The 25,492-nt window shown below is 38.9% G+C and carries 17 protein-coding genes and 3 pseudogenes; 19 read left to right on the top strand and 1 reads right to left on the bottom strand.

Features of this window, described 5'->3' with window-relative positions; all coding sequences use genetic code 11:
- Nucleotides 1–712 precede the first annotated feature (712 nt).
- The 11 genes and pseudogenes from AC3ISB_RS13755 to speD all read left to right on the top strand — a co-directional run bounded on the left by AC3ISB_RS13755 (nucleotide 713) and on the right by speD (nucleotide 11,527).
- A complete protein-coding gene (locus AC3ISB_RS13755; protein WP_489276812.1) occupies nucleotides 713–2,158 on the top strand; it encodes an alkaline phosphatase PhoX in 1,446 nt (481 codons plus the stop codon).
- A 56-nt stretch (nucleotides 2,159–2,214) separates the two neighbouring features.
- Complete coding sequence (tatA, locus tag AC3ISB_RS13750) at nucleotides 2,215–2,442, top strand: twin-arginine translocase TatA/TatE family subunit (protein ID WP_141992084.1); 228 nt, start codon at nucleotides 2,215–2,217, stop codon at nucleotides 2,440–2,442.
- 47 nt (nucleotides 2,443–2,489) lie between these two features.
- Nucleotides 2,490–3,503 (top strand): bifunctional metallophosphatase/5'-nucleotidase, encoded by a 1,014-nt coding sequence (locus AC3ISB_RS13745; RefSeq protein ID WP_489276810.1) that lies wholly within the window; start codon nucleotides 2,490–2,492, stop codon nucleotides 3,501–3,503.
- A gap of 916 nt (nucleotides 3,504–4,419) precedes the next feature.
- Nucleotides 4,420–4,647 (top strand): hypothetical protein, encoded by a 228-nt coding sequence (locus AC3ISB_RS13740; protein ID WP_141992083.1) that lies wholly within the window; start codon nucleotides 4,420–4,422, stop codon nucleotides 4,645–4,647.
- 161 nt (nucleotides 4,648–4,808) lie between these two features.
- Nucleotides 4,809–4,916, top strand: a pseudogene (locus AC3ISB_RS13735) (HU family DNA-binding protein); the annotation flags it as partial.
- Between the two features lie 805 nt (nucleotides 4,917–5,721).
- Nucleotides 5,722–6,897, top strand: coding sequence for an acyl-CoA dehydrogenase family protein (locus AC3ISB_RS13730; RefSeq protein WP_489276807.1), 1,176 nt, complete (start codon nucleotides 5,722–5,724; stop codon nucleotides 6,895–6,897).
- 203 nt (nucleotides 6,898–7,100) lie between these two features.
- Nucleotides 7,101–8,255, top strand: coding sequence for a betaine/proline/choline family ABC transporter ATP-binding protein (locus AC3ISB_RS13725; RefSeq protein ID WP_489276806.1), 1,155 nt, complete (start codon nucleotides 7,101–7,103; stop codon nucleotides 8,253–8,255).
- A gap of 12 nt (nucleotides 8,256–8,267) precedes the next feature.
- Nucleotides 8,268–8,921 (top strand): ABC transporter permease, encoded by a 654-nt coding sequence (locus tag AC3ISB_RS13720; RefSeq protein ID WP_347939536.1) that lies wholly within the window; start codon nucleotides 8,268–8,270, stop codon nucleotides 8,919–8,921.
- 11 nt (nucleotides 8,922–8,932) lie between these two features.
- Nucleotides 8,933–9,850 carry an osmoprotectant ABC transporter substrate-binding protein gene (locus tag AC3ISB_RS13715; RefSeq protein ID WP_489276804.1) on the top strand — a complete coding sequence of 306 codons (918 nt, stop codon included), beginning with the start codon at nucleotides 8,933–8,935 and terminating at the stop codon, nucleotides 9,848–9,850.
- 17 nt (nucleotides 9,851–9,867) lie between these two features.
- Nucleotides 9,868–10,530, top strand: a complete 663-nt coding sequence (locus tag AC3ISB_RS13710; RefSeq protein WP_098373284.1) for an ABC transporter permease — start codon at nucleotides 9,868–9,870, stop codon at nucleotides 10,528–10,530.
- Between the two features lie 160 nt (nucleotides 10,531–10,690).
- Entirely contained in the window at nucleotides 10,691–11,527 is an 837-nt protein-coding gene (gene speD / locus AC3ISB_RS13705; protein ID WP_098373285.1) for an adenosylmethionine decarboxylase, read from the top strand.
- A 24-nt stretch (nucleotides 11,528–11,551) separates the two neighbouring features.
- On the opposite strand, the gene AC3ISB_RS13700 is transcribed toward speD, so the two are convergent.
- Entirely contained in the window at nucleotides 11,552–12,577 is a 1,026-nt protein-coding gene (locus AC3ISB_RS13700) for a YeiH family protein (RefSeq protein ID WP_489276932.1), read from the bottom strand.
- Nucleotides 12,578–12,711: 134 nt separating this feature from the next.
- On the opposite strand from AC3ISB_RS13700, the gene AC3ISB_RS13695 reads away from it, so the two are divergent.
- From AC3ISB_RS13695 to AC3ISB_RS13660, 8 genes and pseudogenes are all read left to right on the top strand, one after another.
- Entirely contained in the window at nucleotides 12,712–13,602 is an 891-nt protein-coding gene (locus tag AC3ISB_RS13695) for a selenium metabolism-associated LysR family transcriptional regulator (protein ID WP_098373286.1), read from the top strand.
- Nucleotides 13,603–13,845: 243 nt separating this feature from the next.
- On the top strand, nucleotides 13,846–14,757 hold the full coding sequence (locus AC3ISB_RS13690; protein ID WP_480340525.1) for a hypothetical protein: 912 nt from the start codon (nucleotides 13,846–13,848) through the stop codon (nucleotides 14,755–14,757).
- 499 nt (nucleotides 14,758–15,256) lie between these two features.
- Nucleotides 15,257–15,883: a metal-dependent hydrolase gene (locus AC3ISB_RS13685; RefSeq protein WP_098373289.1), complete on the top strand. Its 627-nt coding sequence runs from the start codon at nucleotides 15,257–15,259 to the stop codon at nucleotides 15,881–15,883.
- Nucleotides 15,884–16,088: 205 nt separating this feature from the next.
- Complete coding sequence (locus AC3ISB_RS13680; RefSeq protein ID WP_260398190.1) at nucleotides 16,089–16,532, top strand: C40 family peptidase; 444 nt, start codon at nucleotides 16,089–16,091, stop codon at nucleotides 16,530–16,532.
- Between the two features lie 507 nt (nucleotides 16,533–17,039).
- Entirely contained in the window at nucleotides 17,040–19,169 is a 2,130-nt protein-coding gene (locus AC3ISB_RS13675) for an ATP-dependent Clp protease ATP-binding subunit (RefSeq protein ID WP_489276801.1), read from the top strand.
- 382 nt (nucleotides 19,170–19,551) lie between these two features.
- Nucleotides 19,552–21,432, top strand: a pseudogene (gene pulA, locus AC3ISB_RS13670) (type I pullulanase); the annotation flags it as partial.
- A gap of 189 nt (nucleotides 21,433–21,621) precedes the next feature.
- Nucleotides 21,622–24,585, top strand: coding sequence for a formate dehydrogenase subunit alpha (gene fdhF / locus AC3ISB_RS13665; protein WP_489276800.1), 2,964 nt, complete (start codon nucleotides 21,622–21,624; stop codon nucleotides 24,583–24,585).
- A pseudogene (locus AC3ISB_RS13660) lies at nucleotides 24,578–25,099 on the top strand (helical membrane plugin domain-containing protein); the annotation flags it as partial. The gene fdhF and the pseudogene AC3ISB_RS13660, both read left to right, overlap by 8 nt.
- Nucleotides 25,100–25,492: the final 393 nt, after the last annotated feature.

The raw sequence follows: 25,492 nt of genomic DNA, 5'->3' as shown, positions 1-25,492 counted from the left end.
GGAGATTCATCCGTATTAAGACTGGGGTGTTTTTTTATGCATCTTTAAATAAAACTATATGTGCTCTTATGAATCGGAAACCCTACAATAAGTCTCCTTTCATTTACCTGTGTAATCTTCTCAAACCTATGGATCTCGTACAGCCACTTTTAATATAATCCTTAATTGAATCGAAGGATTGCTGTATTCTCCAGTCATAATCCCTGCTTTTAGTTTCTATAGCCTCGCGCTTCGTTTTACCTGCTTTTTTAACTTACATTGAAAAAAATTCCATGTTGAGCTGGAGGTAGCATGCTTCTGTAGCTTACTCATACAAAATGTGGATTAAAAATTGAAATGAAAAGAAGCAATTCCTTGTCAATAATAGAGTTCTAATGTTAAGTAAAATAATCAGGTTAACAAGTTTGTCATAGTGGATTATTTACAAACTATTAATAAGCTTTAATAATCTGCATCAATCTTTTTAAGACAAAATCCTTAGTTTTTTCTCCACTTTGGACTCATACCATCAATTTCCACCTTATGCATGCTGCAAATGTGGTAATAACCTCCATTTTTTTCGTGCAAACTGTGACTTCTGGCTTATTTTTCATGCGAAGGAATAAAATCACATGGTATTAACAGAGTATTTAAAAAGGTCTGTTAATTTTGAGGGTAGAGTTTGCTATAAGGAATATAGCATCCCTCAAAAAAAATTTTGGAGGTAATGTTAATGATATCTAGCAATAGTGGTTTAAACAGACGTAATTTCTTAAAAGTTGGTGGAATGAGCACTCTAGCATTAACACTTGGTTCAACTGGGGTATTTTCTCTTGCGGGAGCTACAAAAGGATTTGCAGTGGAATCTAGCAATCCAACAAGCGGTTTTGGTGGATATGGCCCGCTAGTAAAGGATCCAAATGGAGTTCTTGATCTGCCAAGCGGATTTCATTACAAAATGCTTTCACGAACTGGTGATGTCATGCCTAATGGTGATCTTGTCCCTTCTGCTCACGATGGAATGGCTGCCTATAAAGGGGAGAAGGGTACAACCATTCTTGTAAGAAACCATGAAAATGGGACAAATTCTGATTACCCTGTAAACGGAAAAAAACCTTGGAGCGCTGGTGCTGCGGGCGGCACAACCACATTAATCGTTGGACAAAATAATAAAGTCATTGATCAGTATGTATCAAGTTCAGGTACAATCCGTAACTGTGCGGGTGGAGCTACGACTTGGGGTACCTGGTTAACAATGGAAGAAACTCGTGATATGGGACATGGCTTTGTATTTGAAGTAAATCCGCTTGATCCTGAAAACGAAATGTCAAGAACACCGATCCGTGATATGGGTTATTTCTCCCATGAAGCTGGGCATGTTGACCCTTCAACAGGGATTTGGTATTTAACGGAAGACGCAAGTCCAAGCTTCTTGTACCGTTTTACACCAAATGACCGAAGTCAAAAACTAGGTTCTCTGCAAAAGGGCGGTACACTTGAAGCCGCAGCGATTGATGAATTACCAGCTGCTGCTGCAAGTCAATTTAGTACTAGACAAAAATTCGGGATTGTTTGGAAAAAATTAAATCCTGAAATCGCACAGCAAGACGCTAAGGAAAAAGGCTGTATTCAGTTTAGCCGCTTAGAAGGGGCTTATTTTTCTGAAGGTACTTTATGGTTTGATGATACAAGTGCAGGTTCAGCACGCCTTGGCCGTGTTTATCGCTACACGCCAGCGACAAACACCTTAGAACTATTTTATGAGTCTACGGATAAAAATGATTTAGAAGCACCAGATAACATTACAATCACTCCTTGGGGAGATTTATGGATCGCCGAAGATGGTGGCGGTAATGATCGTATTGTCGGATTAACTCCTGAAGGAAATATTTATACTTTCGCTGAAAATATGATGAACGGTTCTGAATTTGCTGGCCCTACATTTTCTCCAGATGGAAATACTTTCTTTGTAAATATGCAAACACCAGGTATCACCTTTGCGATTTGGGGACCATTTGCACGCAGAAATTCAACCCGTAGACGAGCTATGAACCAGGCTCTGCCGCCAGCAAGTCTTGCTCCTGTTGTTTCGGAAAAACTTACTGCATTTGCAGATGAACAAGGCATGTCTATATTAGAAGCAGCAGCTTTAGAGCGTCATGGTATGCCAATTTTATAAGTAATGATCGCATTTTTGAGTACGAACAAACCATCATGGTTTAGGAGGTGAGAAGATTGTTATCTAGTATCGGAATTCCTGGCCTAATTCTCATTCTAGTCATAGCGTTAATCATTTTTGGTCCTTCTAAATTACCAGAAATCGGAAGAGCTTTCGGGAAAACTTTAAATGAATTTAAAAAAGCAACAAATGATTTGATCAGTAATGACAAAGAAGAAAAATCTAACTCTGAAGAAAAAACTAAATTAGTCGCTCTTGAGAAAAACGAAAAGACTGGAAACTAAATAACTTGTTTTACCATTTTTTAGTGTAATTGCTTGGAGGAAATAGTATGAATAAAATGGTAATGAATTTATTGACGGGCTGCTTTTCGCTGGCGATGGCTGCTGCTTTAGTCGGAAAGCCCGTAACAGCAGCTGCGGAGGAAAAGCTCAAGGAGGGAGAGAAGTTTGAACTCACCATTCTCCAGACGAATGACTTTCATGGTCATTTGGATGACATCGTCACGCTGGATGATGGAACCATTCATCACAATTCTATTGCGAAGTATGCAACCATCATTGAAAATGTGCGCAATGAAGAGGAGAATCTGCTTCTCGTCGATGGCGGGGATGTCTTCCTGCGCGGCGAGTTTCAGGCGGGTCAAGGAGAGTTGGAGACGTCTCTTTTGAAAGCTTTGGGCTATGATGCAATGGTTCTCGGAAACAACGACTTCCGCGTTTACCCTGCCGGAGAGGGAACACAGGACAGCCGTTATGAACAGTTAAAGAATTACCACCGCCACGTCAATTTCCCCATCCTTACTGGTAATGTCATTGACAGGGAAACAGGAAAGTACATTCAGAATGTCAAGCCTTGGAAGAGTTTTACTTTCAATGGCGTTAAAGTCGGCATGATCGGCCTTACTTCGATGAAGCCGGAAATTCGCGGTTGGAATGATGTTGCAGACCTCGATTTCATCGAACCGGTTGAGGCGTTGAATGAGTTGCTTCCTGAAGTGAGTGAAAAGTCGGACATTAATATTGTCCTTTCGCATGCCGGAAATACTGAAGACCACAAGTTGGCTCAGGTTCCAGGAGTTTCAGCGGTAATCGGAGCAGATACACACAAGGTCATCCAAACGCCCGAATACGAATTCAACGGGGAGGTGATGGTGCCAATTACTCAAGCCGGCGGAGAACAAGAACATTATTTGGGCCGCCTGGATTTGACTTTTGAAGTTGTTGACAGCAAAATGACGTTAGTCGAATCCGATGGATTCCTCTACGACGTCACAAATGTGCCAGCTGATTCGGAGGTACAAGCGATTATAGACGAATATCGTTCAGAGTCTAATGCACAATAATCCAAATGAAGTCTTCATAATGCTTTGAGGTATGGACAAGGCGAGTTTTTCGCTTTGTCGTTTCTTTATTAATTATGCAGTAGGAATGCAAGGGGGTGTGCAGAAAGTTTGTGAAAACTAACGACTGCCGGCCTTTTTATTTTTGCGCATTTCCGCCCTTTCCACGGAGAACGTCGATCTTAGTGTAGATTTTATCTGTGTCGTTTAGCTTAATTCCGCTACTTTTTTATAAAAAGGATGGTTAGGGAACTAAGCATTTGTTATGCCATTGAGATTGCGAATGATTTGTACTTAAACTACCATGAATAACTTGATTTAAACAATTGTTGATATCCATAAACAACCAATTATATTTTGCCAGCAGATGGTCATAATAAATAAAGAAGAAGGGGCTAGTGATTTACGTATGATTCTTATCATAGTAAATGAGGTGTCAGTTAAAGACGTTTAACTTAACTACTGAAAGGCTTCATTAAAAAATCGTTTCGAGCAAGGGGATGGTTCGCTTGCACGTAAAAGCAGAAAACTCATTCAATAATTGTCAATTATGCTTTGAAAGTTGATAAAACTTTTAAGATATAGGGGATGGTTGCTTTGGATGGTAAACTCTAGTCAGATACCGGTATTTACTCTAATGTAGATGAGGTGTTTATCGCAGAGAATTTATGCTGATTCGAAATGAAGCAAACCCCTTTTTCAAGCAGGGTGCAACATTCAGTTGCATCCTGTTTTTATGTGTGTTCATTTCTTGATATCACAAGCGTGAGCCATTTTATTAATTTTCTCTTTACTTACCTGTTACATTATAAAATAAAAAAAGACTCAATTAGGAAAAGCATAAAGGTAACAAGATGATAAAAATATAATACACTATTATCGGAGAAGACATAAATCAAACAAAAAGGATGGGATCCTGATGGTTGATGAAAATAAGCAAAAAAACAAACGGGAACAATGGAAAAAGAAAGTCATGGATAATCTGAAGAGGGAAGCTGTCAAAAATATCATAGCAAGAACGGGAGATTTAGCAAGATTAGATGCTAAAGTCAATAATACTTACACTGTATACATCAAGGATGGAAGGATAATAAAGCAACCTACAAATGGGAAGTGTGTTGTCATTAATGGAAAAATCCAACATTAAAATTTGTGAAGGAATATAGAATATACATTATAGAAGGCGAAGGTATATAGCGGCTGGACCACAGTAATTGGTGCAAGGCCATAACAAAGTTTATTAACGTGCTTGTTAAGGAGCCAAGATAGTGTAATAAATCTCGAGTCCTTACTTTTATGAGTTGTAATTTGATTAGATTTAGTACATTTGAAGTGTACGACCGAGCAGACCAAACTAGAAACCCACATACAGGGGAAGAAATTCAAATTGCTGCTTCCAAAGTTTACTGCTTTTAAACCGGATAAGGAAAAGAGGCGGCTAAATGAAAAAGTAGTATTGCGTAAAAAAATACTCTGGGATGAGATATTCTCCAGAGTATTTTTTGCTTTATGAAAAGTTTAGGTTATATACTTTCGCTTCTGTTTTTACATAGATAAGTGCTACGGGTAAAATGCAAAACACTCTTAAATGAGCTTGAGAGGATACTTGGATTTATTTCAAGCTTCAAATATAAACGAATGGAGATTATGTGGGATTCTTTTTATAAAAAAATTCTAATATATCAGTAGCCTGGGCAGGACGTACGGGTACGCGGGACATGATTTCGTGAAGAAAACTGTCCGCCCTCTACTTGTAGAAACATGTTGGAGGTTGGTTGGGAATTAGATATCATATAACATACAAAAGCTATGACACTGCAGGGAGGGCCAGGGGTACTGGTTAATAAGTAGAGGAGAAAAAACAAAGATATTGACAACCTTTAGATGGTTTAATGCGTTAACAGCCCTTGTTAAAGCATCCATTTTATTATGCAATTATAAAAGGAATTTTGTTAAATGAATACCAAGTGTATTCCAAAAATAACCTCGACAGAATATATGATAAACCCATATTCCAAGCAGTTAAGTAATAAACAAACAAGATTTAAAATGGTAAAAAATTGATTTATAAAAGGGAATTCAATACTTTTGTTGAACAAGAATATTGTGGGTCATTTTAACAGTTTGATATTTGTGGTTGTAACCGTTTACATCGAGGTATTTAACTTGAGCATGTTAGTGGATTATTAGTATAAAATCGTTAGAGAATGGAGGTTAACCCATGGTTAGCACGATGGCAATCAATAAGGATGATTCTCGTTCCTTCCTAACGGAAGAACACTTATTATTTAAACAATCAATTCGTGAATTTCTCGCCAAGGAGGCTGTCCCCTTTTATGATCAATGGGAAAAGGAGGGGGGAATACCTCGCTCATTTTGGAGAAAGATTGGAGATAATGGTTTTTTATGTCCATGGCTTGATGTGGAAATCGGAGGAATAGGAGCAGATTTTGGATATTCAGTTGTACTGGCAGAGGAATTGGAAATGGTTGGATCAGCGTTAAGAGGAATATCCATTCATTCTGATATTGTAGCCCCTTATATTGCCTCATTCGGAACAATAGATCAGAAACAAAGATATTTACCAAAGTTCATTACTGGTGAATTGATTTCAGCTTTTGCATTGACAGAGCCGGGAATGAGCTCGGAATTAGGGGATATTCAAACCACAGCGATCCAGAAAGATGGGTATTATATTGTCAATGGAGCCAAAACGTTTGTCACAAATGGCTTTAAAGCTGACTTCATGATAGTGGCATGCAAAACTGATCTTAATGCTGTTCCTTCCCAGTGCGGAATCAGTTTGCTGCTCATTGATAAAGATACACCAGGATTTTCAAGGGGAAGAAAGCTTGGTAAAACAGGACAGGGATGCTCAGACACAGCCGAACTATTTTTCGATGATGCTTCAGTTCCTGTTGGCAACCTCCTTGGGGAGGAAGGGAAGGGTCTCTCATATATCATGCAAAAACTGCAGCAGGAAAGACTAATGTGTGCGATTGGGTCATTAATGGCAGCGAAAGATATGCTTCACTTAACGATGAATTTTATAAGTGGACGAAAAGCATTTGATAAGAAAATAAGTAAATTTAAAAATGCACAGTTTACCATTGCTGAAATAGCGACAGATATTCATCTGGGAGGAACGTTTGTTGATGGTTTGATCTGTAAACATATGACTGGGGAGAATATCATAGCTGAAGTATCGATGGCCAAATATTGGATAACGGAAATGTCTAAGCGAATATCCGATAAGTGCATGCAATTACATGATGGCTACGGAAATATAGGAGACGATAAAATTGCCCAGCGTCACCGGGACATTCCTTTAACAACTTTCTTTACAGGGACAGATGAAACCGTAAAAACCCTGATTGCTAAAAATATTGGGTTTTAATTCATCTTTTAAAAATCTTTCAACTACCTCAATTAACATGAGGTGGTTTTTTTTATACCATTTATTCAATATAATTCCAACGAACTAGTTTTTTAAAATAAAAGGTTTATACAGTTTGCTATATGGGTATAAGAGACTGTGCAAATGAAAATTAATATATTTGTAAAATTTGTAATTGTATGCGAATGATGGAGGTGCTTGTTATGTTAAAAATCGAAAATGTATCGAAAATCTATAAGGGAGGAAAGAAAGCTGTAAAAAATATATCATTGGATATTAAAAAAGGGGAGTTCATTTGCTTCATTGGTCCGAGTGGATGCGGTAAGACAACGACAATGAAAATGATTAACCGTCTTATCGAACCGTCGGAAGGCAAGATACTTATTAATGGTGAAAATATCATGGATAAAGATCCAGTCGAGCTAAGAAGACAAATCGGGTATGTTATCCAGCAAATCGGACTTTTCCCTCACATGACGATTCTTGAAAATATCACCCTCGTTCCAAAACTTCTTAAATGGAATGAACAGAAGAAAAAGGAACGTGCACTGGAATTGCTTCAGCTTGTCGATATGGGACCTGAATACCTGGAAAGGTATCCCTACGAATTGAGCGGCGGGCAGCAACAAAGGATAGGCGTTCTCAGAGCACTAGCTTCCAATCCTCCACTCATTTTAATGGATGAACCTTTTGGCGCACTAGATCCAATCACCCGCGATGCCCTTCAGGAGGAATTTAAAAATCTACAGCGCACACTTGATAAAACTATCGTTTTTGTTACCCATGATATGGATGAAGCCATTAAGCTAGCCGACAGGATCGTCATCTTAAAAGCTGGTGAAATCGTCCAAGTGGGAACACCGGATGAAATCCTCAGAAACCCAGCCAATGAGTTTGTGGAAGAATTCATCGGCAAAGATCGCCTGCTTCAAACGAGACCAAATGTTGAGTTTGTTGAACAGATCATGAGTCGAAATCCAATATCCATTACAGAGGAAAAATCCCTTACAGATGCTATTACGATCATGCGCGAGAAAAGGGTAGATTCTTTACTTGTGGTCGATGAGCAAAATGTGTTGAAAGGGTTCGTGGATGTTGAAACGATCAGTGAATATCGAAAAAAGGCTAAATTTATCAGTGAAGTCATCAATACTGAAGTCTATTCAGTGAAACAGGATACTTTAATCCGTGATTCCGTTCAGAAGATTTTAAAACGAGGATTCAAATACGTGCCGGTAGTTGACCACAATAAACATTTGGTCGGAATTGTCACTAGGGCCACATTGGTGGACATCGTATATGACAGCATCTGGGGAGAGGAAGAAAATCAAATGGCAGAAATGGCAGAAATGTTTTAGGAGGTGAATGAGATGGAAACTTTGCTCGATTTTTTACAAATGAACTGGCAAGAATTGGTTTTTAAGGCATGGGAGCACTTATATATATCCTTGATCGCTGTTTTCCTTGGAATAATAGTTGCCGTACCACTAGGGATCATGTTGACGCGAATGAAAAGGAGCGCTTCGATAATAATCGGAATAGCAAACATCATGCAGACATTGCCGAGTTTAGCGGTCCTAGCCTTTTTCATTCCTTTCCTCGGAGTTGGGAAAACACCCGCAATCATTGCGTTATTTTTCTATTCCGTTTTACCCATACTCAGAAATACATACACAGGCATTAAAGGCGTAAATGGAAATCTTCTGGAATCCGGACGCGGCATCGGGATGACAAGCTGGGAGAGAATTCGTCTGGTTGAATTCCCGCTTGCACTTTCCGTCATTATGGCTGGCATCCGTACGGCTTCCGTCTATTTAATTGGATGGGCCACCTTAGCCTCCTTTATTGGAGGCGGGGGACTTGGAGATTACATATTTATCGGTTTGAATTTATACCAAACAGAATATATCATCGCAGGTGCAGTTCCGGTAATCATCATGGCTATCCTGGTGGATTATGTATTCTCGATCATTGAACGAAAAGTCGTACCAAAAGGATTGAAAGGTATGAAGGAAGTTGCTTGAGGAGGATTACCATGTATAAAAAAATGCGACGTATAATTTTAAAGGCCCTTATAGTTTGTTCATTAGTGATCACCGGCTGCTCCTTGCCTGGTTTAGGGTCATCTTCTGAAACTACTATAAAGATCGGGGCCCAAAGCATGACCGAATCCGAGATCTTGGCGAACATGATCGCTCAACTCCTTGAAAGGAATACGGAAGTTGATACGAAAATCATTAAAAATCTAGGTTCCAATTTCGTTCAGCAAAAGGCGATGGAGACCGGTGACATAGACATAGCCGCAACTCGATATACAGGGACTGATTTAACAAGTGTACTGGGACAGGAAATTGAAAAGGATCCAGTAAAGGCGATGGAAATTGTTCAAAGGGAATTCAAAGAACAATATGGGTTCAAATTTTTTGATTCTTACGGATTCGATAACACTTATGCCTTTACGATTTCAAATGAATTGGCAGAGGAAAAGGGGTATCAGAAAATATCGGATCTGGAAAAGGATGCAGATAATTTAAGGTTAGGTGTAGACAGTGCTTGGCTGAAAAGAAAAGGGGATGGTTATAAAGGATTCGTCGATACATATGGATTGGAATTTAGGGAAACTTTTCCGATGCAGATTGGCTTGGTGTACGATGCAGTCAAAAGTGGTCAGATGGATATTGTCCTTGCATATTCCTCAGATGGACGGATTAAGGTTAATGATTTGAAACTTTTGGAAGATGATAAACAATATTTCCCTCCATATGACTGTTCACCGGTCGTTACCGAAGAATTATTGGAACGATATCCTGAAATTGAAGATGAGCTTAACAAGTTAATTGGTGAAATCACTACTGAAACCATGCAGGAACTGAACTATGAAGTTGATGGGAACTTGAAGGAGCCATCGGTCGTAGCATCTGAATTCCTTAAAGCACATAAATATTTTGAATAAATGGGAGGTGCACACTAATGGAAACCTTGCAACAGCTGGGAACTTATTATTCCCAAAATTGGATGTATGTACTTACTGAATTTTATCGACACTTTTTAATGTCCGCCTATGGAGTTTTATTTGCAGCAATTGTAGCCATCCCGATAGGAATTTTCATCGCGAAACATAAGAAATTGAGCAATTGGGTATTTTCGATAACGAATGTCATACAAACCACACCAGCATTGGCTATGCTCGCTCTCCTGATGCTAGTAATGGGGTTAGGAACAAATACGGTAATCTTATCATTATTTTTATATTCCTTACTGCCAATCTTGAGGAACACTTATGTCGGAATTACAAGTATCGATCATGCTTATTTAGAATCTGGCAAGGCTATGGGGATGACGAAGTTCCAATTACTGAGAATGGTCGAACTGCCATTATCTCTGTCTGTCATCATGGCTGGCTTACGTACAGCGCTTGTCGTTGCAATTGGAGTAACCGCTGTCGGTACATTCGTAGGCGCAGGCGGACTGGGGGATATCATTGTCAGGGGAACGAATGCTTCGAATGGAACGGCGATCATACTTGCAGGAGCAATTCCGACGGCATTGATGGCCATTCTCTCAGATCTTATACTCGGCTGGCTGGAACGAATTCTTTCACCGATAAAAAAGAAAAAAATTCATACTGCCTAAACCAAAAGAGCCATTGCATGTTAATGCAATGGCTTTTCCATGGCCAGAAATGACAAATACCGATTAGAAGTCAGAAGCTTAGAGTGGCAGACTTAGTTTTTTATTTCAGAAAAAGGGTAACTATAAGGGTAGTCGTAAAAAAATATAAGGGGAATCAATCATGAAACTTACACCAGAGCAGCGTATTGAACTTCATGGCTTTAATAATCTTACGAAATCTTTAAGCTTTAATATGTATGATATTTGTTACACAAAAACCAGGGAAGAGAGAGAGGCCTACCTGGATTATATCGATGAACAATATAATGCAGAGCGGCTTTCGAAGATCTTGCACAATGTTTCTGATTTAATAGGGGCACATGTTTTAAATACGGCCAAACAGGATTATGTCCCTCAAGGCGCAAGTGTAACCATTCTTGTTTCGGAAGGTCCTGTTGTAGAAGTACCTACGGGAACTTATGAAGAATCACCAGGGCCTTTACCTGATAATGTGGTCATGCAACTCGATAAAAGCCATATTACCGTACATACATATCCTGAATTCCATCCAAATGAAGGCATAAGCACATTCAGGGCCGATATTGATGTCTCTACTTGTGGGGAAATATCACCTCTTAAAGCCCTTAATTATCTCATTCATTCCTTCGATACCGACATTATCACGATCGATTACCGAGTAAGAGGCTTTACGAGAGATAAGGATGGGCGGAAATTGTTCATTGATCACGATATTAATTCCATTCAAAACTATATTCCTGATGAAGTGAAGGGTTTATATGACATGATTGATGTGAATGTATACCAGGAAAATATATTTCATACAAAATGTAAGCTGAAAAGATTCGATATTAATAATTACCTATTCGGCTATACAGAGGAAAAGCTGAATACAGATGAAAGGCAAGAAATTATAGAAAGGCTTCGAACGGAGATGGATGAAATTTTTTACGGTGCCAATGTTCCGCATCCAATAGAAAAAAACAAGCATGCCGATTAAGGGATGCTTGTTTTAATTGAAAAGTTAATTTAAATGGAAAACCTGAACTAATACATACCCGAGACAAGTCAATAATATAGAGCCGATCAGTCCAGCTATAAAAGGTTTACCGCCATATTTTCTAAAGGTTAAAAGGTCAATATTCAATCCTAGTCCTGCCATGGACATAGCCATGAGGATATAGGAAAGCATAACAAGTTTATCGGCTATGGGTTCAGAAACTGCACCTGTAGAATAGAGGGCACTCATTAACAAAAATCCAAAAATAAACCAAGGTATTTGAATGGACTTCCAGGAAAATTTCTTTCCGTTATCTCTTGATCGATCTTTCCAATTCATGATGAAACCGATTAAAATGGCAACGGGAATGAGCAGGGCCACCCTAGTCAATTTGACCACGACTGCCAAGTCAACTGCCTCATTTCCCCCTGGCGCTGCTGCAGCGATCACGTGAGCGATTTCATGGAGTGTCGCTCCCGAGAATATACCATAGCCTTCATCGGATAACTCCAATAATGGATATAGGATTGTATAACCGAAAGTGAAGGTTGTACCTAAAACAGCAACCGTCGCTACGGCTATTGCAGTATCTTTTTCTTTTGCTTTTATTTGGGAGGAAATTGCCAGGATGGCAGCAGCTCCACAAATTCCCGTTCCGCAAGCTGTCAATATGCCTAGCTTTTTCTCAACTTTAAAAAGACGGGTCAATCCATAAACTACTAATATAGCAAATACAAGACAAATTGCACCCACTGCAAATGTTTTCGGACCGGCATTAAATATATCCTTTAGGTTCAGGCGCATTCCCAATAAAATAATGCCCACTCTCAAAAGGACTTTACTTGAATAATTTGTACCTGCAACGGTGTAAACTGGGACGCCAATGATCGCTTTCCAAACAACACCAATCAGTATCGCAATGACTAACTGTCCCATTATATGAAGGAATGGAAGCTCTGCTAAGTATTTTGCAGCAATGGCAATTAGCAAAGTCAATGCTATTCCTTTTGTAAATCCAAGTTTTTTAGTTTCAACGTTTGTTTGTTCCAGTGTGATCACTCCATCTATGTTGATGCCTTAACTTTAAAGCTTAATTAAAAATAAGTGAAATATATTTTTGCTATTTCAATGATTACTTCTACTTATGATAAAATGAAACACAAAGGTAAATAAGGGAGGTAACCATGGATCCGTTAAAAGTATTCGTCACCGTAATCGAACAGAAAAACTTTTCAAGAGCAGGGGATATTCTGAACTTGTCTCAGCCAGGAGTCAGTCTTCACATAAGAAATCTGGAAAATGAATTAGGAACGAAATTAATTTATCGTTCTCCCAAACAAGTGCAAATAACAGAGCCGGGAAAAATTTTGTATAGACATGCAAAGCAAATGCTTGATCATTATGAGACAGCAATAAGAGAAATAAATGAATTTAATAACGTGGTTAGCGGAACGATGAAAATAGGAGCAAGCTTCACGATAGGGGAATACTACCTTCCAAAAGTTTTAGCGGAATTTGCGGCTCAATATCCGATGGTGGACATACAAATCATCATCTCGAATTCCAATGAAGTCATACAAGGAATACGTTCGAATAAGCTTGATATAGGCTTGATTGAAGGTGAAACGAATTATAAAGATATTGATGTCAGACCATTCATGAATGACGAGATGATAGTCGTCGTCCCCCCGGTTCATCCACTTTCACAGATGGATCTCATCGAGGGCACATTGCTCCAAAACCAAACGTGGGTGCTTAGGGAGCAAGGATCTGGAACCCGTACATATTCCGATAAACTTCTGAGCAGCCTGGAGTTAAATATAAAGAAAACGTTTATTTTCACCAGTATCCAAGGAGTGAAAGAAGCGGTGATGGCTGGGCTTGGCATTGCCCTGTTATCACGATTGACTGTACAAAAAGAACTGAAGTCCAATGAATTGAAAACCTTTCATTTGAAAAATGAACCCATTATAAGACCTTTTTCGATCGTGAAAAAGTTAGACCTCGAAGCCTCAAAAGCCATCGAGTTGTTTTTAAGGAAGGTCGAAGAATTTGCGATAAAGGGTCCGTCCTAAATAAATCACCTAAACTTTTGCTCATCCTTTCATTTTCAATGAAGAGGTTGGGCATTTTTAACGACGAAATATTATTAATTTTAATGAAAACGTCGAAAGTATTTTGGAATATGTCAATCATTATACGAATTTTACGTATTTTCACATAATTATAAACATATAAATTAAATAGATAGTCTCCAGGAAGTTCTAAGTCCCTGTAGACTTTTCCTGATATTAATAATCTTAAAAGGAGCAACCACATTGGCTATAGAGGAGCAGAAAGATAAGCGAATTTCTGTTTTCGACAGGATTATAGGATTCATGCCAAAATTTTATGTGATTGGGACAATTTTAATTTTTGTTTATACGCTAGTTGCAATGGCTCATTTAGGTATCCAAACTTTGAAAAGGCCAGAGGAAGCCGTTGGTCCTGCCACAAATCCCCCTATATCTCAGGGCTTTGAACATACATTGATATCGTTAATCATCGAACCGATTGTGACGTCTGAATTTTATCAAATCATCTTTAACACGTTATTTCTTTACCTTGTTTGGATATTGCTTTTCCTATTAGCACCGATTGCTTTTTACCGTTTAAAACACTTTAAATTTTTTAATATCGAAATTGAAATTGAAAAACAAGATGCAGCCGTTTATGAAGTATTCAGCATGAGCAGTTCAAAAATGAAATTTGCTGCGTATTTAACATCCGAGGAATATCAATTGGAGATATCAGAGGAAATTGCTAACAGCAAGGACTTTAAAACACCCTTAATCTATACATTGGACTGTGCCGTAGATTTTTATTCCGATCAATTAGGACTTTCATTTACCTACGATATTTATACCCTGAACCAGTTCAAAAAAGCAAAGCTGCCTAAATCCATCAAAGCGATGCTAGATAAATCCATTCAAACCGGCGATCCATGCATTACGAATAAAAGCAATAGTGATAGTGAATATCACAAGAACTTTCTTATCCATTATTTCGAAAACATTGACGGGAAATTTGTCACTGTCTTAAATAGTTACCAAACTGAATTCGATACATTCGATAAATCACTGCTTAAGATCCTGCAAAATGTCATATACGATTACTATTTACAGTATCACTATATTTACGATGCGAGTGAGAAGCTGGAAAAGAATGAAACGATTTCCCTTAATAATTAAAAAAACCACCCTACAAGTGGTTATTTTTTTTGGAAAGGTGATTGTTAATTATATTTTGGACAATTACATTATTACCAATGAGCTCAGACGATTTCTTTACGTGTTGTTCCCGAAAATCCATGTTCTTTATTTTCTTGGACTTTTTCCCGTTTTTAAAATTATTGAAGGCATTTAAAAAAGCTATCTGAATCACTCCCCTTATAGATTAGTATATTCATATTTTGGATAAAATTTCATGAAAAACTACAATTTACAGAAAAATATTTTGCGGTTTTAAGTGATGAAAATTACCTAAACAAAACAATTAAAGACTTTCTAGAAGAATTGATTTTAATTTAGAACGAGGGATTTATTAGCTCAAATTAATGATTACTACGGCTTTTTTATAAAAAATAAAGAAATTCCCCCAAAAATATTGTATAGTTAGAATACAGGAGTTCGAACAAACATTCGTTTCTTGGAAACAGAGATTACTTCTTAGTAGGACAGGAGAGAGACAGTGAACGGTACAGCACACATGGCATTAGGGGCAACAGTTGGATTCTTGACGGCAAACACACTTCAAACAGATCCAACTACCACTTTATTCTTGGTTGGCATTGGGGGAGTTTCAGGTCTTATGCCCGATATGGATATTGATGGGAAGTTAAGTAATAGGATTACTTTTTCACATAAGTTTATTCGAACGATAGCACAAACGATTGGGATACTAATGATCATTTATAGTCTTTTTGAAGGCTCTGAAACGGAAAAATGGATCGGTGTAGGGGCAGGAATCGGAATCATCATCATTTCATCTTTCATCAGACAAAGGCATATGCTGACCTTGACTGGATTAGCGGTTTTAGGCGGTGGTTTATCTTTGCAGGAAAGCTGGCTGTGGCTGTTAGGAGTTTATATTATCCTAGCATCCTTTACACCACATAGAAGTTATACACATTCGATTGCAGGTATCGCTTTCTTTGGCATCATTGCCCATCAATTCGAAGCCTTTATGGGGATTGACGGAATTTTCACTACTTGTATATTAGGATACATAAGTCATTTAATTGCAGATTTGAAATGTTTACCTTTTAACAAACGTGGGGTAAAGTTATTTCTTCCATTTTTCTCAAAAGAATTTTGACAGTGGTTCGCTTACCGCTGTTTTTTCTATGAGGTAAAATAAATTTAAATTGAAAGGACACCTGATTCGACTTTTTTTTATGTTTTATATGGTCATTCTTCCTAAATCTACTAAATGTAACATATTTGTAAAGATCCTGTGATGCGAGTGATATGCATATTCTAGTATATTAAGTTTAGCAAATCACATCAGGGGGTAAAATAATTTGTTTAAGAAAATTGTCGTCGGATTGTCATTGGCTATCATGCTTGTATCCGCATCTTTTGCTGGGGACCAAGTGGAAGCTGCTTCATATCATACAAAAGCGATTAAAGTGGCTAAAAGTGAATTAGGTACAAAATATAAAATGGGTGGCATTTCTTCTTCAGGTTTTGATTGCTCCGGTTTAGTGAAGTATTCATATCAAAAGGCTGGTAAGAATTTACCAAGAACCGCTGCTGACATATATAAAAAAGGAAAGAAAGTTAAAAGCCTGCAAAAAGGTGACTTAATGTTTTTTGCACCAAATAAAGCGAAAAAACCTACACATGTGGCTATATACATAGGAAACAATGAATTCATACACTCATCATCATCTAAAGGAGTTTCATACGCTAAAACCAATAATAGTTATTGGAAGCCAAAGTATATTGGTGCGAAACGTATATAATAGAAGGAAATCAACCTTAATATAAAAAACTAAGAGACTTAATGATATCTCTGACTGCAGGGAAACTCGAAATAATTGAGTTTCCCTGCAGTTTTTTCTTTATAAACGTTCAAATTGCTTGGCAGACAATCCGCTCCCTTGTTTTCTACAAAAAGAGACTTTAATGAAGTCTCTTTTTTTGTTTTAAATATAAGAGGGGATGAGGCATATGGGCAAGGAGAAAGGGAATTGATGTTTTGTTAATAGATTAGGTTATGGTTATCCTGAAGTGGGTAATCAATAATATCTGAATGTACTAAGAGGCATACATAGAATCTTTTTATTTGACTGGAATTGGATAGTTTAATATGCTTAGCAAACCAAATCGAAGGAATTTCTTTTTTATTGCAAAAAAATTCCCAGACAAAATTATTGAAAGTCAAAGAAGGTCAATGTATAATAAAGTCAGAAAGTCAAAGAAGGTCAAAGATTTATAGTGAATTCAATTTTTAAAAGGAGGAGTACTACATGCTTTGTGAAAAATGCCATGTAAACCAAGCAAATATTCAAGTTCATCTAAATATGAATGGTCAGGAGCATGATGTGAAACTGTGCTCCACTTGTTATAAAGAAGAGCGAAACAAACTTGGAGCAGCGATGGGCGGAATGGATACAGGAAAATTCCAATATAATGGATTTCCAAATTCATTCAATCCATTTAATTATAATGATGTACCAAAGCCGGATTCAGCTGAACATGGCGAGGACGGAGGATTGCTTGAGGAGTATGGCCACAATTTGACCGATGCTGCTAAAGCAGGACTTATCGATCCGGTTATCGGAAGAAATGAAGAAATCAAACGCGTCATTGAAGTTCTAAATAGACGCAATAAAAATAATCCCGTTTTAATCGGTGAACCTGGTGTCGGTAAAACAGCCATTGCCGAAGGTCTTGCTTTAGCGATTGTTGAAGGTTCAGTGCCTGTTAAATTACGTAATAAGCTTGTATATATGCTTGATATAGCGTCCCTTGTTTCGAATACTGGAATTAGAGGGCAATTCGAAGAACGAATGAAGCAATTGATCAGCGAATTGCAGGAAAGAAAAAATGTCATTTTATTCATAGATGAAATTCACCAACTTGTGGGAGCGGGTTCAGCCGAAGGATCAATGGATGCAGGAAATATCTTGAAGCCTGCACTTGCACGCGGCGAGCTTCAGCTTGTCGGAGCAACCACTTTATCCGAATATAGGAAAATTGAAAAAGACGGTGCCCTTGAAAGACGCTTCCAGCCTGTACACGTTAATGAGCCGACAACGGCTGAGGCATTGGTCATCTTACATGGTTTAAAAGATAGTTATGAATCTTATCATGGTGTAACATATAGTGAGGAAGCCCTAAAAGCGGCTGTTGAACTCTCGAACCGCTACATTCAAGACCGATTCCTGCCTGATAAGGCAATAGACTTAATGGATGAAGCTGGTTCCAAATTGAACTTGACCATCGAAGACGGCCAGGTAGAAAAGATGAAAGAGCGTCTGGTGCAAATTTATAAAGAAAAAGAAATGGCCTTAAAAGAAGAAGCATATGAAAAAGCTGCCCTTCTCCGTGATGAAGAAGAAAAACTGGAAAAGTCCTTACAGGCTGGGGAAGATGCAATTAAGCCAACCGTTACCGTTGAAGACATTCAAAATATCATCGAACAAAAGACTGGTATACCTGTAGGTAAGCTCCAAGAAGATGAGCAAGAAAGAATGGTTCATCTCCAAGATGAGCTGATGAAAAAAGTAATCGGGCAGCAAGAGGCTGTCAAAAAGGTTTCCAAGGCCGTTCGAAGAAGTCGTGCAGGGTTAAAATCCAAAAATCGTCCTACCGGTTCTTTCCTTTTCGTTGGTCCGACGGGAGTAGGTAAAACCGAATTGGCGAAAACTCTTGCTGAGGAATTGTTCGGGGACAAGGAAGCAATGATTCGTCTTGACATGAGTGAATTCATGGAGAAACACAGTGTTTCTAAATTAATCGGTTCTCCTCCTGGATATGTAGGGCATGAGGAGGCTGGACAATTGACGGAAAAAGTTCGCCGCAAACCTTACAGTATCATCTTATTGGATGAAATTGAAAAGGCACATCCGGATGTATTGCATATGTTCCTGCAAATCATGGAAGATGGCCGCTTAACCGACAGTCAAGGGCGGACCGTTACTTTTAAAGATACCGTGATCATCATGACGAGTAATGCTGGGGTCGGAGAGAAACAAAAAGTAATGGGATTCGGTACAAGTTCAGCTGTGGAAGAGGCTTCAATCCTACAATCTTTAGGCAGTTTCTTCAAACCGGAATTCTTGAACCGATTCGATAGCATCATTGAATTCTCGGCATTGAAGAAGGAAGATCTTCTGCAAATCGTTGATATCATGATTCACGAGCTAGACGAAACCCTTGCTGCAAATGGTTTATCTTTAGATGTAACGAATGAAGCGAAACAAAGGCTAATTGAACTCGGATATCACCCAGCTTTCGGGGCGAGACCGCTCCGCCGTGTTCTTCAAGAACAGCTCGAAGACGGCATCACTGACTTTATCTTTGAGCAGCCTGAAGTTAAGAATTTCACTGCAATTGTTGAGGATACCTCTGTGAAAATTATTAAAACACCATAAAGAGTACTAGAAATGCCTCCAAGACCGTAAAACTGTTATGGAGGCATTTTTTTTTGAATTCACTTTTCATAAAATGATAGGTAAGGTTCAGCTAATTGACATGCAGCTTTCGATTAATAAATATAGATTTCTGAATTTTCGACATAATTTGCCGATCGAATGTTTTGATGGGAATTGCCTGTGGAATCATACCATAAGGGAAGATTCGCTCATGATTATAAAAATTAATAATTCCTGTTCCAAAATGGGAATTGCAATGGAGGAATGACCTATTAAAGATTCACTTTCTTATTTTGAAGAAGAAAATAAAAATAATCGAAAACCTATGGATAATGAAGCGGAAAATCAGTTGGAATTTCTGCCGATTGCAAATATTAATCCAGTAAACCCGTCGGAATTGGATGAACTATATTTCTATGAAGGCAAAGATTTAGGGAATTCCTATCTTAAAGATAAAACGGCATTCCGATTATGGGCACCACTTGCATCTGAAGCTAAGCTAGTCACTTATAAACATTGGGATGATACAGGTGGAATGGAGATTCAGATGGTTCGTTCGGAAAAGGGGACCTGGACCATTGAGCTGAACGGAGATCAGAATGGTTTGATTTATACATATAAAGTGAGAGTGGGAGAAACCTGGAGTGAAGCCGTCGATCCCTATGTTCGTGCAGTTACTGTTAATGGTAATAAAGGAGTCGTGATAGATTTAACTGATACGAACCCTGAAAGGTGGACTCGGGATAAACCGCCTCTCGAAAAAGCTGAGGACATAGTCATTTATGAATTGCATACACGGGATTTGTCGATTCATCCTGAAAGCGGAATCCATCATAAAGGTAAATTCTTAGGAGTGATTGAAGCCGACACCAAAGGTCCAGATGGAGCGAGAACGGGTCTTGATCATATTAAAGATCTAGGTGTTACCCATGTTCAGTTTATCCCGATATTCGATTTTGCTACAGTCAATGAAATGAAATTGAATGAACCACAATATAACTGGGGATATGATCCACAGAATTATAACGCTCCCGAGGGCTCTTATTCGACTGATCCATATCAACCAAAAGTCAGGATCCGGGAGTTAAAGGAAATGATTCAAGGTTTACACGATCACGGTTTACGCGTAATCATGGATGTTGTATATAATCACGTTTATTCAGTGGAGGACTCAAACTTCCATAAACTCGTTCCTACTTACTTTTTTCGCTATAACGCCGACGGCACCTTATCTAATGGAACAGGTGTAGGAAATGATACCGCGTCTGAACGTAAAATGATGCGAAAATTCATCGTTGAATCCGTAACCTATTGGGCAAAGGAATTTAACCTTGATGGTTTTCGTTTCGATTTAATGGGGATTCATGATGTGGAAACGATGAATGAAGTGAAAAAGGCACTGGCAGAAATTGATCCGTCCCTCATTGTTTTGGGAGAAGGCTGGGATATGGATACTCCCTTGGCCCAAGAGCTGAAAGCAAATCAAAAGAATGCTTTTAAAATGCCTGGAATCGCTCACTTTAACGATGCGATCCGTGATGGTTTAAAAGGGTTTGTAATGAATGAACATGATAAAGGATTCGTGAATGGCAAACCAGGAATGGAAGATATTATAAAAAAGGGCATCGCTGGTGGTTTGAAATATGACGAAGATATAGCAACATATCAAAGACCAGATCAAGTGATCAATTATGTTGAAGCACATGATAATTATACTTTATGGGATAAGCTTCTCATCACTAATCCAGATGCGACAGAACAGGTACGGAAACAGATGCATAAATTAGCTTCGGCCGTCGTCTTACTGTCACAGGGAATTCCAATGATACATGCTGGACAAGAGTTCATGCGTACGAAGGATGGGGATGAAAATAGCTATCAATCTTCCGATTGGATTAACCGGTTGGATTGGAAAAGGAGAGCGGAGTTAAATCGGGAAGTAGAGTATATGAAAGGACTAATTTCGCTCAGGAAAAATCATTCTGTTTTTAGGTTAAGCACACCCGAAGAAATTGAGGAGCACTTACAATTCATTGATGCTCCTCCAAATGCGGTTGCATTTACTTTAAAACATAAGGATTACAAAATTGCAGTGATTCATAATGCAAATTGGGACGCGATAACCATTTCTCTTCCCCACGAAGGTGAGTGGTCCGTTTTAGTGGATGATCAGCGGGCGGGCCTGGAAGAAATAGAAAGGGTTAAAGGGAGTCAGATAACCGTTGCCCCTTTGAGTTCGTTTGTACTAAAAAACAAACTCTAACCAATGATAATAAAGTCGAAGTGAGTGAATACTATGTCTCACTTCGGCTTTATTTCATTTTCTGATATGAAAATTATTGGTCAAATGAAGTCTTCCATTATTTTCTTTCGCAAGTTTGGGAAAAAATGTGCGGGGGTAGAAAATACTTAATGATGAATTTTATCGTTTTTTAAGAGGGGAGCGATTATTTTGCCAGAGAAAGTACAGATAAAAATCAATGGTGCTGAGGCCAGCCTGGAAGGTAATCAAACAATTTTACAAATGCTGACGGATAGCTCGATTGAAGTCCCGAATGTTTGTTATCATTCTAGCCTAGGTCCTATCGAAACATGTGATACATGTTTAGTAAGCGTTAATGGAGAACTCGTAAGGTCTTGTTCCACCAAAATCAAGAATGGGGATGTAATCGATACAGTTGCACCAGATGTAAAAGAAGCACAGGTCATGGCGATGGACAAGATATTGTATAACCATGAGCTTTATTGTACGGTTTGCGATTATAATAATGGCACTTGTGAAATACACAATACTGTTAAGGAAATGAAGGTAAATCATCAAAGTGTTCCTTTTGATCAAAAGCCATATGAAGTGGATCGGTCAAATCCATTTTATCGATATGATCCGGATCAATGCATCCTTTGCGGCCGTTGTGTTGAAGCTTGTCAAGATGTACAGGTCACTGAAACATTGACCATTGATTGGGAAGCTAAACGTCCACGTGTCATTTGGGATAATAATGTTCCAATCAATGAATCTTCATGTGTGTCATGTGGACACTGTTCCACAGTTTGTCCATGTAATGCAATGATGGAAAAAGGAATGGAAGGAGAAGCCGGATTTTTAACCGGCATCGCTAAACAAACTCTTCGACCCATGATAGAAATAACGAAAAATGTAGAAACGGGATATGGTTCGATTTTAGCGATTTCAGATATGGAATCAGCCATGAGGGAAGCAAGGATCAAGAAGACGAAAACGGTTTGTACATACTGTGGGGTAGGATGCAGCTTTGACGTTTGGACCAAAGATCGTAAAATCCTAAAAATCGAACCGCAAGTGGAGGCACCTGCAAATGGAATTTCGACTTGTGTAAAAGGGAAATTCGGATGGGATTTCGTGAATAGTGAAGAAAGACTCACAAAACCTTTAATTAGAGAAGGAGATGCGTTCAGGGAAGCTGAATGGGAAGAAGCCCTTGAATTGATTTCCCGTAAATTCTCCGAAATCAAAGAGTATTACGGACCGGATTCGATGGCTTTCATAACGTCCTCCAAATGCACCAATGAAGAGTCCTATTTAATGCAAAAGCTGGCAAGGGGAATCATTGGCACCAATAATGTGGATAACTGTTCCCGGTATTGTCAGACTCCTGCTACTTTGGGATTATTCAGAACGGTTGGATATGGCGGAGATACAGGGGGTATAAATGATATCGAAAAGTCCGAACTTGTATTGATCATAGGCTCGAATACATCCGAATCCCACCCCGTTTTGGCTACCAGAATCAAACGTTCCCATAAACTAGGTAAACAGAAGCTGATTGTGGCGGACATCAGAAAGCATGAAATGGCTGAACGTTCCGACCTCTTCATCCAGCCTGCTCCGGGAACGGATATCATATGGCTGTCGGCCGTGACTAAATATATCGTCGACAAAGGTTGGACAGATAATGACTTCATCAAAAATCGTGTAAATGGGATGGAGGAATACATCAAGACTTTAGAACCTTACACAATGGAATATGCCGAAAAAGTAACAGGCGTAGCTAAAGAAGATTTAATTACGCTTGCAGAAGCCATTCATGAAGCGGGGAGCGTTGCATCGCTTTGGGCAATGGGCGTTACGCAGCATGGCGGAGGAAGCGATACGAGTACTGCAATTTCCAATTTATTGCTCATAACAGGTAACTACGGTAAACCTGGAACAGGTACTTATCCGTTACGCGGACATAATAATGTCCAAGGAGCCAGCGACTTTGGCAGTATGCCGGATCGCTTGCCAGGTTACGAAAAAGTAACGGACAAAAACGTACGCGCGAAATATGAAAACATCTGGGGTGCCAAAATACCCGAAAACCCTGGCCTTAATAATCATGAAATGGTCGAAGGGATTCATGCAGGTACCATCAAAGCAATGTACTTAAAAGGTGAAGATATGGGGCTGGTCGATTCCAATATCAATCATGTTCATGGAGCATTTGAAAAACTGGAATTCTTTGTGGTACAAGATATCTTCTTATCAAGGACGGCAGAATTCGCGGATGTCGTCCTCCCAGCAAGCCCAAGCTTTGAAAAAGAAGGTACTTTCACGAATACCGAACGCCGTATTCAACGTCTATATCAAGTCTTTGAACCGTTGGGCGACTCAAAGCCTGATTGGCAAATCATTATGAATGTAGCTAATTCGTTAGGAGCAGGTTGGAATTATGAACACCCAAGTGAAATCATGGACGAAGCAGCTAAACTATCACCATTATATGCTGGAGTAAGTTATGAACGCTTGGAAGGATATAAAAGTCTTCAATGGCCAGTGGCACCAGATGGTAAAGATACGCCGCTTTTATTCACGGACGCTTTTCCATTCCACGATGGAAAAGCAAGGTTATTTCCAGTCAAATGGACCAAACCGATTAACTTTGGGGATGAGTTTGATATTCATGTGAATAATGGCCGATTGTTGGAACATTTCCACGAAGGAAACATGACTTATAAATCAAAAGGCATCACTTCCAAAACGCCAAAAGTATTCCTTGAGGTATCCCGGGAATTGGCAAAAGATAGAGGGCTTGAGGATGGCACTCTTGTTCGGCTTACTTCACCATATGGAAATGCAAAAGTGCAATGCCTGATTACGGATCGTGTAAAAGGTAAAGAGGTTTATCTGCCAATGAACGATTCGGGTGACGGGGCAATCAACCAATTGACTAGCAGTCATTCAGATAAAGATACTGATACCCCTGCCTATAAGGAGGTTCAGGCAAAAATGGAAGTGCTCATGGTCAAAGGAGATAATCCATTGCCGAGCATCAACCATCGTAATGGTAATCCACAACCACAGATAGGTGTACAAGTACAAAAAAAATGGGCCCGCGAAGATTATATATTCCCTGGTGACCTCTTGAAAATCAAAAAGGAGGAGAGGAACCGTGGCTAAAGCGACAAAAGTGATCAATCGAATCACCTTAAGCGATGAAGAAAGAAGAAGAATTGAACTCGAGGATATAGAGCGTACCCTTTTGGAAAATAAAGAAGTGATTAAAGAAACGTTTGAAGTTATGAAAGGCATGCAGGATCGTGGGATATTATCAATGGTTAACAGTTTGTTGAAGGAAGGGGACAAAGTGCTGAACATTCTGGTCAAAACTGCAGACACCCCAGAAACGGCAAATACGCTAAAAAATCTCCTACTCATACTTGGCACGTTAGGAACACTTAATGTTCAACAGCTTGAACCGCTTATCCTCAAAGTCAATTCAGGGATTGCCCGTGTGGCTGAAGCTGATAAAACTCCTGATAAGCCAAGCTATCTAACGTTGATGCGATCCTTGAATGACCAAGAAGTCAAACAAGCCATGACTTTTCTGATGACCTTCCTTAAAGGAATGGGAGAAGATACAAGCGATTTAGAAAGAACCACCCAACTACCAGAGAATCAGCAATTGCATAAAGCGAATGAAACAGCAGACATAGAACGGCCGACCACCAGAAAATCATACGGATCAAGTATACCCAGTAAAGGCGGAAGAGGAAAAAAACGAAATACCAGCTGGTTTTGGATCGCAGCAGGCGTTTCACTCGTAACCATTCCGCTAACTTTATCGAGAAGTAAGTAAGAAATAAGGACCTTGCTCGTTCGTATTCGGAATATTGAAATGTTAGTAAAAATGCGAACGATATGGAATTTATCTTGAGTGATGGTGACGAATTCCCACCAAAATATTTAAGCCGAGCCGATGATTCCCTTATAGGAAATCATCGGCTTTTTTCAAAAGGTAAGTGAGGTGATAAACTACTATCAAAATTTTTCTCACTAGCTTTTTATTACATATATTCTTAATCAA

This window comes from Peribacillus sp. GL_122, from assembly GCF_057835005.1.
The sequence above is the reverse complement of the archived record's forward strand: the minus strand, read 5'-3'. Positions and strand labels throughout refer to the sequence as shown.

Coding starts and splice junctions, on each gene's coding strand:
- AC3ISB_RS13755 (WP_489276812.1), top strand. CDS start 713: ATGATATCTAGCAATAGTGGTTTAAACAGACGTAATTTCTTAAAAGTT.
- AC3ISB_RS13745 (WP_489276810.1), top strand. CDS start 2,490: ATGAATAAAATGGTAATGAATTTATTGACGGGCTGCTTTTCGCTGGCG.
- AC3ISB_RS13740 (WP_141992083.1), top strand. CDS start 4,420: ATGGTTGATGAAAATAAGCAAAAAAACAAACGGGAACAATGGAAAAAG.
- AC3ISB_RS13730 (WP_489276807.1), top strand. CDS start 5,722: ATGGTTAGCACGATGGCAATCAATAAGGATGATTCTCGTTCCTTCCTA.
- AC3ISB_RS13725 (WP_489276806.1), top strand. CDS start 7,101: ATGTTAAAAATCGAAAATGTATCGAAAATCTATAAGGGAGGAAAGAAA.
- AC3ISB_RS13720 (WP_347939536.1), top strand. CDS start 8,268: ATGGAAACTTTGCTCGATTTTTTACAAATGAACTGGCAAGAATTGGTT.
- AC3ISB_RS13715 (WP_489276804.1), top strand. CDS start 8,933: ATGTATAAAAAAATGCGACGTATAATTTTAAAGGCCCTTATAGTTTGT.
- AC3ISB_RS13710 (WP_098373284.1), top strand. CDS start 9,868: ATGGAAACCTTGCAACAGCTGGGAACTTATTATTCCCAAAATTGGATG.
- speD (WP_098373285.1), top strand. CDS start 10,691: ATGAAACTTACACCAGAGCAGCGTATTGAACTTCATGGCTTTAATAAT.
- AC3ISB_RS13695 (WP_098373286.1), top strand. CDS start 12,712: ATGGATCCGTTAAAAGTATTCGTCACCGTAATCGAACAGAAAAACTTT.
- AC3ISB_RS13675 (WP_489276801.1), top strand. CDS start 17,040: ATGCTTTGTGAAAAATGCCATGTAAACCAAGCAAATATTCAAGTTCAT.